Below are 12,351 nucleotides of genomic sequence, written 5' to 3'. Positions count from 1 at the left end.
CCCGTTAAAAACACGCGGAGCAAGGTTCAAAACATGGGTCAATTCTCGATGACAATATCCGGCAATGCCGGGTCACTTCTCAGTGCAAATCAACAACGCTATATTCGCGACGCCTTGTTGAAGAAATCGTTCACGTGCCAGCCGTCCAAGACGCTGATCAGCAAGGAATACCCATTCCAGGTCGTTCTTTTACTTACCGAATGGCATCGGACGCATTTGGTTCAGATGCTTAATGGCCAGGAAAGGCTTGGGGGATATAAAACCACCGAGATAGAAAATGACTGGATGCAAGACCGACAGTACTGCCAGCGCCAAAAGCAACAAGTTATTCCAACACTACTGCGAGCCGAAGGATTGCAAAGCGTGGGGATCGATCAGCTACAAGACCGCTACTGTCCAACTCTGGTTCTGCCGCGAGCATAATCAGGAAGGCGAAGACGCCTTGGTTGGACGGCGCAAATAAGCGCTACTTGGTGCCACGCTGTTTTTCAACGCAGTTTTTTGCTTCCTGCCCAGGAGAACATGCGTCTATCTTCGGCTTCTGTATCTGATCTTGCTTTTGCGACGGCGGGACTTGGGTGCTGTCAGGATCGGATGGTGGCTGGCCCGGTGCTGCTGGAGAATTGCCTGGCACTTCAGGTTCCTGCCCACCAGATTGCGATGGCGCTCCAGATCCTTGCGCAAATGACGCGCTGGACATGATCACGAAGCCAACTGCTGCAGCTATCCATTTCATTCGACCGGCTCCTCGTCATGTTCAATCGTCTAAGGTAACTGTCTTATCGCAGTGATGTTCCATCGACGTATGGACGCATAAAATAAGCGCCCTAGTTAATTTATACCCACCGATGCGTTCCAAAAAGGACGCAACAACAGGGCGCAACGAGGAGACGCCTTCATGCTTGAACCGAAAGAAGACGGCCAATCAGCGGAGGTCCTGAAAGAAAGTCTCCCCTCCAAAGCCGCAGCTATTCATGAACTCATTCGCCGCGAAGGCGAAAAGGAAATGAACAGAGAGGCGATGGCGCTGTTCTGGTCGGCAATCGCCGGTGGTATCTCGATGAGTACCTCGATGATCGCCCGGGGCATTCTGGAGGCCTACCTTCCCGGCGGCAACTTGTTCTTTCTGCTCAGTTCAGCCGGCTATACCGTGGGCTTTATAATCGTGATCATCGCCAACCAGCAATTGTTCACCGAAAACACGATCACCCCGGTTCTGCCTTTTATGACAGAACCGACAGCGTCTCACTTTTTCATGATGATAAGGCTTTGGAGCATCGTTCTTTTGGGCAATCTGATCGGGGGAGCGATTGCCGCCCTCGTCATAGTCTTGATGCCCATCTTCTCCGATGAGGTTACGCGCACATTTACCGATATGGGCAAGCATCTTATGGAGAACACAAGTAATGAGCTATTCAGCAAAGGCATCATGTCTGGATGGCTGATTGCGACTTTGGTCTGGATGCTGCACAGCACCAAACAAGGACATATTTTTCTTATTTTCCTGATCACCTATCTCATTGCAATCGGTGATCTCACCCATATCGTAGTCGGGTCGATTGAGGTGCTGTTCTTGCTGTTCATCGGCGAAGTTTCCACTTTCGACAGCATCTTCAAATTCGGGCTTCCCACGCTTTTTGGAAACATCGTCGGAGGCACGTTCATCTTCGGGCTGATTTCGCACGCCCAAATCCGGGCCGACGAATAGTCAGGAGATAAGGAGGCGTGCATGTGCAATCTGTACAACATCACCACAACACATGAGGCCATGCGCCGTCTGTTCCCGAAGTTCGGTGACGTGACGAACCGCACCGATCCGCACATGGATATCTTCCCAGACTATCCAGCACCAGTTTTGCGAAACATCAAAGGCGACGAGCCTGAACTGGCATTGCTCCGCTGGGGAATGCCCACACCTCCAGAGAAGTTGAAATTTGACGTCGACATTAGCGTGACCAATATACGAAATCTCAAGTCAGGGCATTGGCCGTCATGGTTCGGCGTCGAGCATCGTTGCGTAGTACCAGCCACCTCATTCTCTGAGTACGGTAAAATCCGAGATACGAGAACAGGAAAGCTTCCCGCTCACTGGTCTGCTCCGAACGAGGAAAAACCCTTGTCCGCGTTTGCTGGAATTTGGACACGATGGAAGACAATCCGAAAACGGAAGGAAGGCCCTGTAGAGATCGATATCTTTGCGTTGCTTACGACCGAGACAAATGGTGTTGTCTGGCCGGTTCATCCAAAGGTAATGCCCGTCATTCCCCGCACCACGGAAGAAATTGATACATGGCTACGTGCTCCGTGGAATGAAGCCAGGGAAATGCAAAAGCCCTGCCCGATGCCGATCTGGTCGACCTAACGCCAAGCAATGACAACAAGGAAGTATAGGCGAATTTATTCTGAGGAGGAAGGAATGTTTGGACCAAAACAACCCGGCGACTATCCAAGACGCGAAATCGACTGCCAAGAAGCGGTATCGCAAGGAATTGCGGAGCTGGTCGAGCGAGCTGTGGTATCCGGCGCCAGAGACGCGGAGGTCACTGCGGCCATAGCCCGCACTCAGGTGATCGGCGTGCCCGAACTCATCCAGGACGCTGTAGAAGCCGGATGGTCCGAAGAGGAAGCGGCAACCGCAATAAGGGTAGTTGCTGAGAACATGCACCGCGGCGTGACAGGAACAGACCCGGAGGAATAGCCCCGGAGCCCCATATTGGAACATTCCCCCGCTTCGCTGGTTCTGTCGCTCATTCCAGCAATGCCCATGCGCCTGTTAACGGCGTGGCTCGCTTCGGCAGGCGCATACCCCGTCAGCTAAACGGCTGGCGGGGTTCATTATTTTTGAGTCCGATTTAAAATTAATATTTAGTGATAATAATTAGATATCTAATATTTCTGAACAGAGTACGCTTGCCTTCTAAATATAAGGAGGCTGACATGCCGTTTTTCAACGAAGCGAGCCGAATATATATGCCTGCTGAAGTGGACTTCCTACGCAGCTGCTTCACCAACGCTGCTGTCTTATTGGAAGAAAGTGACCGCAACTATTCGGGTAGTGAACTCGCATCCTGTATCCTAATGCTCTACGAACACGGACTTCGTGACATGTCGCGACTAAGTGAACTTGCTGCTAGATTGGCGCATCAGAGATATACTATTCGGCTCGACCTACGCGAAATGCGGACCAATTCCGACATAGCTGAAGGAACAAATAACCCAGTCGCGGGTTAATACCATCGCAATGACACCAATTGCCCCGCCTATTAAGCGGGGCTTTTTTTTCGATATGCGCGCGGTGCCTTGGGGCGCAGCTCCCACAAGAATCAGGGACTTACCTTTCTAAGGAACAAAATTGATCAGAAATAGTTTTACCATCGCTCCCCCAAAGAGAGCGACCGCTGAGTTTGGGCACACCGAACTCACGCGCCCCGGATGGTTCGCAACGGCCATTCGGGGTTCGTCTCTGTGCGAGCAGGAGATATCGATGAGAGACAGAGCAAAGAAAACACCCCGAATTGTAAATCCTTGGTCAGATCCAGAGCTGGTGCGGGAGAAAGAAGCCGTTGATCCCTCTCCTGTCGAACCCAGCGATCATCAAGAAAAGCCTACCCATGAGCAGACAAACTCGCCCGGCCATCCTAATATCAGACTTCCAAAAGAACCCTATCCGGATCGGTCGAATGACTAGTATTTACTTTTTTGCCCATTTCGATAAATTTTCACTGCCCTTGGGAGAGAGGGCTCAGTAGCCTTAACCCCGCGCGGTTTTCGCTGCGGGGTTCTTTTTTAGGCCGCCCGCCTTTTCTCCAAAGCCCTAAGTATCTGTGCGAAGTATATGATCTTGTTCAAATCATAGATTCGACTGGCCGTGACTTTTCGCCGAACCGATAACAAGCCTTCAATATTCCGAGCGCGAAGGAGATGCCTTTATGCTCGATCAGGTCGTTGAGTTCTTTCGCACCATCTAGCAACTGGTAATAGCTCTTGCTACCGCCGCGGAGGTCTCGGGCGTCGACGTAAAGGTCGGGATAAATAGGCGCGTTGGGACTCCCAAATGTCAATCGCAGATATCTCATCAAACGATTCTGTCGGATTAGAAACCGTGGCTATCCGGCCGAGGAACCTAAATTCCGAAACTGCGTTATTCGAAGAGGCAGAGACCCAGTTTCCTGCCTGTCTTATCAGCCAAAACCAACTTACTACCGGAATTTTACCGGCGATTTGACGTAAAAAATTCATAAGAGGAGATGAACTATGGCCAAGGAAAAAAATCTCGAAGACTTGTTCCACGATACTCTCAAGGACATCTACTACGCTGAACGTAAAATTCTCAAAGCCCTGCCAAAAATGAAGCGTGCGGCACAGTCAGAAGATTTGAAAGCGGCTTTCGAAAAGCACCGTGAACAGACTGAAGGCCACGTTGAACGGCTCGTCCAAGTGTTTGAAATCATGGGCAAGACAGCAAGAGGCAAGACTTGCGATGCGATCGAGGGAATTATCGCCGAAGGCGAAGAGATCATGGAGGAATTCAAGGATACCGCGGCGCTTGACGCCGGGCTGATCTCGTCTGCACAAGCGGTCGAACATTACGAAATCACACGTTATGGGACATTGAAGCGGTGGGCGACGGAACTTGGCATGACCGATGCTGCAAAACTACTCGATCAGACGCTACAGGAGGAATCCAAGACGGACAGTGATCTGACGAAACTTGCGGATGCGTCAGCTAACCAACGCGCCAAAGCAGCGTGATCATGAGCTAAGGGTGCCGATTAGCACCCTTTTCATTTGAACATTGATCGCGAAAGAATTGGAGCCAGCCATGTCAGCCAGCAACAAGGCCACAAATGGACGGAAGTCGCTCAAGCTTCATGATCAGAAGCTCGACGCAGGTCAAGGCGGAGACCTTCACCAACTCGCCGACGACAAGACGCAAATCATGACTACCGCCCAAGGCGGGCCAGTATCGGATGACCTCAATACGCTCAAGGTCGGCGATCGAGGTCCTACGCTGATTGAGGATTTCCATTTTCGGGAAAAGATCTTTCACTTCGACCACGAGCGTATTCCTGAACGCGTTGTCCATGCCCGAGGCTATGGTGCGCATGGCTATTTCGAAACGACGAAATCTCTTGCGGAATATACGCGGGCCGACATTTTTCAACGGGTCGGGGAGAAAACTCCAGTTTTTGTTCGATTTTCAACCGTTGCGGGATCGAAAGGATCGTTCGACCTCGCCCGTGATGTGCGTGGCTTCGCGGTCAAGATGTACACCAAGGAAGGCAACTGGGATCTCGTCGGCAATAATATTCCCGTTTTCTTCATCCAGGATGCCATTCGATTTCCCGATATGGTTCATGCCGTCAAGGAGGAGCCTGACAGGGCTTTTCCGCAGGCACAGTCAGCCCATGACAATTTCTGGGACTTCATCAGCCTGACGCCGGAATCCATGCACATGATCATGTGGGTCATGTCGGATCGTGCAATACCGCGCTCCTTCCGCTTCATGGAGGGGTTTGGGGTTCATACCTTCCGCTTCGTGAATGCCAAGGACGAGTCGACCTTCGTCAAATTTATCTGGAAGCCAAAACTTGGTCTCCAATCCGTTGTCTGGAATGAGGCGGTGAAAATCAACGGTGCGGATCCGGACTTTCACAGGCGCGATCTGTGGACTGCGATACAAGCTGGCGACTTCCCTGAATGGGAACTGTGCGTGCAGCTCTTCGATCAGGACTTCGCCGACAGCTTCGATTTCGATGTGCTCGATCCGACAAAGCTCATTCCGGAAGAAGTTATTAAGCCTATCCCAGTCGGGCGGCTGGTGCTTGATCGTATGCCGGACAACTTTTTTGCCGAAACGGAACAGGTGGCGTTCATGACGCAGAATGTTCCCCCTGGAATCGATTTCTCCAACGACCCATTGCTGCAGGGACGCAATTTTTCCTACCTCGACACGCAGTTGAAGAGACTTGGTAGTCCTAACTTTACCCATATTCCGATAAATGCGCCTAAATGCCCGTTCCATCATTTCCAGCAGGACGGCCATATGGCGATGCGCAATCCTGTCGGACGCGCAAACTACCAGCCTAATTCATGGGGCGAAGGCTCGAGGCCTGACCCAAATCGTGGGTTCCGGTCGTTTGCCGCGCAGGAAGACGGACAGAAAGTTCGCCTCCGACCGGAGAGCTTCGCCGACCATTACAGCCAGGCGCGTCAGTTTTATTCGAGCCAGACCGCGACGGAACAGAAGCATATGGCGATGGCACTGACCTTCGAGCTGTCGAAGGTGGAAACACCTGTGATCCGCGAGCGTATTGTGTCACATTTGCTGAACATAGATGCCAACCTCGCGGAAATGGTCGCCGGTAAGCTCGGCATCCGCAAGATGCCTAAGGCCGCGGATGCGATGGTGCCCGTGCGTGACGATCTTGCTCCGTCTCCTGCGCTTAGCATTATTGAGAACGGGCCCAGCAGCTTCAAGGGCAGAAAGATCGGGGTGCTCGTTGCCAATGGCACGGATGCGCAGGTACTCAAGGGGATCCGGCACTCCGCAGAGAAGGAAGGCGCGATGGTGGAACTGGTTGCGCCAACAGTTGGAGGTTTCGAAGCTTCCAGTGGTGAATGGATGGAGGCCGACCATATGATTGACGGCGGTCCATCCGTATTGTTCGATGCTGTAGCCCTTGTGATGTCTGAAGAAGCGGCTAACCAGCTCATCGGCGAGTCCACAGCGCGGGACTTTGTTGCCGATGCGTTCGCGCACTGCAAGTTCATCGGCTTTACCGCAGGCGCAATGCCGCTGCTTGCCAAGGCCGGTATCGAACCCGAAATGGACGAAGGGCTTATTCCGCTCGACAATGCACAGGCAGCCAAGGAGTTTGTTGCATCTTGCCGCAAGCTCCGGCTATGGGCGAGGGAAGACGTGGTCAAACTTTGATTTTACGGTCGCCGCTGATGTGAAGAGATGTTTCGAAAGTAAATACAAAACGGTCCGATCTGAGCCGGACAACTTTGAATCTTAAAATCGGATCGGGCGGCTGGAAGTCGCTCGATCCCTTACAACATCATTCTATCTTTCTTAAATTTGGTCGAGAAAGACCGATCCTAGTTGGTCCGAGCCATTCCCTCGGTCACTAGAAAGTCCTGCATCTTAATCGCGATGTTCCGGCCCAGTGATTGCGCGCGTCAGAACAAGATGCTGCGCAATGAGAACCTTCAAGGAGGTTATCAGGGAAGGCTTATACAAGTACTGGCATTCAGCAGAATGTCCAAACGCAACGCATCAGGTTAATGCTCTCCTCTGGGCCAGCATTGCGCGATGGTTGCCGGTGAAGCCGAAAGTTCGACAATTTGCGAAGATTCATATTGTAGATTTTTCAAGGGGAATTGCCGTAACCGCCTATGATGACAGAGGCATGGCGTTGTCGCCTTAAATCGAAATCTGCTCCAACCTCTATATGATCAGCTGGGAGAATGGCTCCTAAAATATGATCGTAAGAAAATGGACCGGGTCTTCTCGCCCACAGGCTAAGGTATTATTCGTCTCTAATGCAGTATGATAGAGCGCTAGGAGAGGCAGCGAACCAGATCCTGACTTACAAACATCACGCTCACTTGGGCTTCATTCCGGTCGACGCAGATGAACGAAAGCGGATTCTGACTGGCAAGCAGGCCGTTGTGCTGGCAGCCACTATTGACCGCCTCTATACGTCATTCGCCTGGAGCGGACGGTTTGCTTCTGGACGCCTGCGAGTTGTTAGAATTTAAGGATTTTAAGGGGCTCGGTTCTCGTGGTGACGTATGAGCCTCGGTAAATCAACATGGCGAAATCTAGGGTCTTTAATCTGGCACGAAACCTGCTTGTTTAAACGTAAACAAGTTGAGGTGTCTTTCGTGTCATATCAGATCCTTCTGCCGGTTTTACTCAGTATCTCGTTTGGTTTAACCTGGCACATGTCCGCCTCGATCTTCTTTTTGCAGCCTCGCTATGAAAACACTGATCTTCTTCTGCTGATGTTTGCTAGCCCGATTTGCATTACAGCACTGGCGCTGTCTGTTTCAGATTTTGGTTTGCTCTATAGCGGCTTCGTTTTAATCGCTGGCTGGCTACTCTCCACATTGATCAGGCAGGTGATCTTTCCTGCAATACTGATTGCTTTGTCTGGAGGGGCATTGATTGCCTATCTTCAGTTTGGCGAGCACATCTTATGAGAAACGCTAATTTTTTATTGGTGTGTATATTATTGTTATAGAAATGGACCGTCCGAAGAGTTCTTGCCCGATTTCAGATAAACAATACGGCATTGATCTAGCTTAGATATCGGACCGGAAATATCTTCTATTCGATAGCGCTTGGCTTCGCGTCGTCCGAATTCCAATATTGCTGGAACGATGTCCTTGTTGAAATAGATAACGTCTGCGGCTTGCAGTGCGCGAATGGCTTTGAGCGTCATCAGCTCGGGGTCTGCGGGATTGACGGTAAAGACTTTCACACTGCCAGCATCAGATACCTCGTGCGAAGCAACCGCGAGAAGATCGGTTTCCGAGTGTCTCGTCCACGGTTCCGAGAAGGCTTTGTCCGCAAATATATCCCAAAAATGGCGACGCGCCGTTGCCGTCGTCACCATGGAACCGATACGGGTGCGAAGGTTTTGGGCAAGCAGTGCCCAGTCTTTCAGCGAAGCGGGCAAAAGCGCTTCGATCTTACGGCGGATGGTTTGCGCCAGAATAGGCGCTCCGCCGTCTGTCGAGATAGCCACGATAACCGGTGAGCGATTGACGATCGACCCGAACTGGAATTGGCAATACTGCGGTTTGTCGATGACATTAACGGGAACGCCGGCTCGGTTGCAGGCAGCAAGGAAGGCCGCGGCTTCGCCTTCGTCGTGGCAATCGGCAATTGCCATAGCCGCACCTGGCAAATCGGCATCTTGCAATGGCCTGATAATCAGCGTTATGCGCGCTTCCGCATGGACCACCGGACGGGTAGCCAATGCGTGCATCATGTCGTCCGGCGCATCGGTATAGACCTCCACACGAGCGCCGCAGGCGGCGAGCAATTCTGCCTTCCATGCCGCGGCATCGGAACCGCCAGAGACAATACAGCGCCTTCCCTCCAGCGCCCAAAATACCGGAAGCTTCGCCAGGGGCTCGATGCGGGTAAAGGCTTCACTCGGCTGCGGTTGCGAGACACCCATTGATGATCCCCCTGATTTCAGCGCGGCACGAACCGCAATTGGTTCCAGCGTTGAGTTGCTCGCCGATGGCCTCGACACTATGGCAACCGGAGTGAATGGCAGCGGCAACTTGATTGATGCCTACACCGAAGCACGAGCAAACTGTTGCGCCAGGATCCGGCTTATCCATGCTGGGTCGGCCTGCAATGATTGCAAAACGCTTGTGCAAATCGTCATGGGTGACAGTCAACTGCTGGATGGCCCAGTTGCGAGCGACGGCAACCGGTTGTGGCGCGATGAAAAGTGCGGCGAGCAATTGCGAGCCGTCAAAGAAAGCGAGCCGCGTCTCGCCGGTTGCGTTATCCGTATAACCGATGGGGTCAATCTCTGCTGGGATACTGAAATGCGCATGGCACCACAGTGCCCAATCGGAAACCGCCGTGAGCGAGGCTAGTTCCAGCCGCCATCCGCCCTCTGCACGCGCCTGTGCCCAGTAATCGCAATCGACACCCGACGGCTTTGCAAGCGAAACGGCAAAGCCGTAGCAGACAGCGTGGAAGGGTCTTACAGTCACGGCTACATTTTTAGAGGCAGGCTGCCCTGAAACTGGATCGACTACGGGGACGACCAGAGCATCTATACGGGCGCAGGCAGAAGACTGATCGTTCCAGTGCATTGGAGCAAAGACGCTACCTCGCGTCTGACGTTCCGTCGCAAGTGCGCGCACGATGGCTCTCCCGTGCGGGCTTTCGATTTCCACCAGCCCGGCACTGGTGATGCCAAGTTCTGTGGCGTCGCGCGGGTGAAGGTCGGCAAATGGTTCGGCAATATGGGCTGAAAGCCGTGCGCTTTTGCCTGTTCGTGTCATGGTATGCCACTGATCGCGGATGCGGCCCGTGTTGAGTGTAAACGGGAATGCGCTGCTTGTGCGATCAGTTTCCGGGAGTGTCGTGACGACAAAGCGCGCACGCTGGTCGGAATGGAAATAGCCTCCCTTTGCAAAGAAGCGCGCTGGTGAGCCAGTGTTTCGCGAGGCTTGTGGCCACTGGAAGGGCGTCATGGCGTCATATTGTGACGGTGTACTGTTTTGGACTGCGCCAATATCGAAATCGCGGCTGCCATTGTTCTCAAAGGCCGATAGAGCGGCATGTTCGATGAAAATGGCAGCTGGATTGTCATAGGCAAAATGCTTTTTATAGCTCATGCGACACGCCACTTCGGCAAGCTGCCACCAGTCCGGCTTGGCCTCGCCCGGAGCGGCCAGAAATGCACGCTGCCGGGAGATGCGTCGTTCGGAATTGGTGACGGTGCCGTCTTTCTCGCCCCAGCCAAGCGATGGCAGAAGCACATGAGCGTGGCGCGTTGTGTCGGTGTCGTGAACGATGTCAGAGACGACAACAAAAGGGCAGGTCGCTATTGCCGCTTCAACTGCATCAGCATCCGGCATGGATACAACCGGATTGGTGGCCATGATCCACAGCGCTTTGATGCGTCCGTCCGCCACCGCACGGAACATGTCGACGGCTTTCAGCCCGGGCTTTTTGGCAATGGTGGGTGAGGACCAGAAACGCTGCACGCGGTCGCGGTCGTCTGCATTCTCGATAGCCATATGGGCTGCGAGCATATTGGCGAGACCACCCACTTCACGGCCACCCATGGCATTGGGCTGTCCGGTTAGTGAAAAGGGCCCCATTCCAGGCCGCCCGATCCTGCCGGTAGCCAGATGACAATTGATGATGGCATTGACCTTGTCGGTTCCCGAGGACGACTGATTGACGCCCTGACTGTAGCAGGTAACTGTATTTTCGGTGGCCTCAAACAGTTGGAAGAATTCTCCAAGCTGAGCTGGAGACAGGCCCGTGCGCTCGACCAGCATTTCCCTATCAATCGCTGCTGATGCTTCAACGGTTAGCCCCAGGCCGGATGTATACGCATTGACATAATTCATATTGAGCGCTGGACTCTTCACCAGATGGGCGAAAAGCCCCATGAAAAGCGCCACATCGCCATCCGGGCGGATTGCCAGATGCAGATCGGCAATGTCACAGGTCATCGTTCGACGTGGATCGATGACGACAATCTTCATCTGCGGTCGGGTTGCCTTTGCTGCGGCAAGCCTTTGATAAAGCACTGGATGGCACCAGGCGAGATTGGAGCCGGTCAGTACCACCAGATCGGCAAGTTCAATATCCTCATAGGTGCCGGGCACTGTATCGGCACCGAAAGCGCGGCGATGCCCTGCCACGGATGAGGACATGCAAAGACGCGAATTCGTGTCTATGTTCGCTGACCCTATAAAGCCCTTCATCAGCTTGTTTGCGACGTAATAATCTTCGGTCAGCAATTGGCCCGACACGTAGAAGGCGACAGAATCTGGCCCATGTTCAGCTATCGTCTCCGAAAATCTCCGGGCCACAAGATCGAGCGCCCGGTCCCACTCCGCACGCTGGCCGTCGATTTCAGGAAAGAGTAGCCGACCATCGAGATCGATGGTCTCTGCAAGAGCCGAACCTTTCGAACACAATCGCCCGAAATTTGCCGGGTGATCGGGATCGCCCCTAACTGATACTGCGCCGGCTTCATCCACACTGGCGATGACGCCGCAGCCGACGCCACAATAGGGGCAGGTGGTCTTTGTTTCGGTGATCGTCGCCATTTCGGACCTCATATCGAAACCGCAAGCCTGGCGCGTGCCTGTCTTACCAGCTGTTATAGGAGAGGAACTTGCCGCTCATGCGGATTTCGATGCGTTCACCCTTCGGGTTCGCTACCTTGTCTACGCTCATCTCGAAATCGATGGCGCTCATGATGCCGTTGCCACTCTTTTCCTGAATAAGCTCCTTCAGCGTGGGGCCGTAGACCCCAACGATCTCGTAAAGGCGATAGATGCAAGGATCTGTGGGAACGGCGCGGTCCCATTCCTTGGTCGGATATTCCGCCAGCACCACACCTGCTTCCTGCGGCAAACCGAGGTTGATCGCCAGCTTGTCCGCCATGTCGCGTGGCAGAGCATTCATACCAAGACAGGCGGAGGTGACGAACACTTCGCTCATACCAATGCCTTCGGCAATTGAGGCCCAGGTCAGACCAGCGAGGCGCTTTTTCTCATAGATCAGATCGGTGACGTCACTTTTGCTCAGCATGTCATCTCCTCTAGTTGGTTGTTTTCACCAGT

At 53.1% G+C, this 12,351-nt stretch carries 11 protein-coding genes and 1 pseudogene; 9 read left to right on the top strand and 3 right to left on the bottom strand.

Annotated features, from left to right (window positions below):
* The 9 genes and pseudogenes from FHW00_RS23310 to FHW00_RS23270 all read left to right on the top strand — a co-directional run.
* Window positions 1–423: pseudogene (locus tag FHW00_RS23310) on the top strand (hypothetical protein); the annotation flags it as partial.
* Between the two features lie 99 nt (window positions 424–522).
* On the top strand, window positions 523–702 hold the full coding sequence (locus tag FHW00_RS23305) for a hypothetical protein (protein ID WP_176168381.1): 180 nt from the start codon (window positions 523–525) through the stop codon (window positions 700–702).
* A 196-nt stretch (window positions 703–898) separates the two neighbouring features.
* The gene (locus FHW00_RS23300; RefSeq protein ID WP_182514702.1) at window positions 899–1,708 is read left to right on the top strand and encodes a formate/nitrite transporter family protein; all 810 of its coding nucleotides are present in this window, start codon (window positions 899–901) and stop codon (window positions 1,706–1,708) included.
* Window positions 1,709–1,729: 21 nt separating this feature from the next.
* On the top strand, window positions 1,730–2,362 hold the full coding sequence (locus FHW00_RS23295; RefSeq protein ID WP_139364449.1) for an SOS response-associated peptidase family protein: 633 nt from the start codon (window positions 1,730–1,732) through the stop codon (window positions 2,360–2,362).
* A 54-nt stretch (window positions 2,363–2,416) separates the two neighbouring features.
* Window positions 2,417–2,698 carry a hypothetical protein gene (locus FHW00_RS23290; protein ID WP_258125250.1) on the top strand — a complete coding sequence of 94 codons (282 nt, stop codon included), beginning with the start codon at window positions 2,417–2,419 and terminating at the stop codon, window positions 2,696–2,698.
* Window positions 2,699–4,254: 1,556 nt separating this feature from the next.
* Complete coding sequence (locus tag FHW00_RS23285; RefSeq protein ID WP_011982994.1) at window positions 4,255–4,752, top strand: YciE/YciF ferroxidase family protein; 498 nt, start codon at window positions 4,255–4,257, stop codon at window positions 4,750–4,752.
* A gap of 70 nt (window positions 4,753–4,822) precedes the next feature.
* Window positions 4,823–6,937, top strand: coding sequence for a catalase (katE, locus tag FHW00_RS23280; protein ID WP_078341053.1), 2,115 nt, complete (start codon window positions 4,823–4,825; stop codon window positions 6,935–6,937).
* 268 nt (window positions 6,938–7,205) lie between these two features.
* Window positions 7,206–7,433: a DUF3885 domain-containing protein gene (locus FHW00_RS24645; RefSeq protein ID WP_445558016.1), complete on the top strand. Its 228-nt coding sequence runs from the start codon at window positions 7,206–7,208 to the stop codon at window positions 7,431–7,433.
* A gap of 460 nt (window positions 7,434–7,893) precedes the next feature.
* Window positions 7,894–8,211, top strand: a complete 318-nt coding sequence (locus FHW00_RS23270) for a hypothetical protein (protein WP_139364450.1) — start codon at window positions 7,894–7,896, stop codon at window positions 8,209–8,211.
* Window positions 8,212–8,246: 35 nt separating this feature from the next.
* Here FHW00_RS23270 and FHW00_RS23265 read toward each other — a convergent pair whose 3' ends face one another.
* From FHW00_RS23265 to cynS, 3 genes are read right to left on the bottom strand one after another with little or no spacing between them, the layout of a single operon-like run.
* Window positions 8,247–9,197, bottom strand: coding sequence for a precorrin-2 dehydrogenase/sirohydrochlorin ferrochelatase family protein (locus FHW00_RS23265; RefSeq protein ID WP_078341056.1), 951 nt, complete (start codon window positions 9,195–9,197; stop codon window positions 8,247–8,249).
* A complete protein-coding gene (locus tag FHW00_RS23260) occupies window positions 9,169–11,832 on the bottom strand; it encodes a nitrate reductase (RefSeq protein WP_078341057.1) in 2,664 nt (887 codons plus the stop codon). Before FHW00_RS23260 ends, FHW00_RS23265 begins: the two co-directional genes overlap by 29 nt.
* A gap of 43 nt (window positions 11,833–11,875) precedes the next feature.
* Window positions 11,876–12,319: a cyanase gene (cynS, locus tag FHW00_RS23255; RefSeq protein WP_078341058.1), complete on the bottom strand. Its 444-nt coding sequence runs from the start codon at window positions 12,317–12,319 to the stop codon at window positions 11,876–11,878.
* Window positions 12,320–12,351 lie beyond the last annotated feature (32 nt).

Source organism: Ochrobactrum sp. P6BSIII (assembly GCF_014138065.1).
Classification (GTDB): Bacteria; Pseudomonadota; Alphaproteobacteria; order Rhizobiales; family Rhizobiaceae; genus Brucella.
The sequence above is the reverse complement of the archived record's forward strand: the minus strand, read 5'-3'. Positions and strand labels throughout refer to the sequence as shown.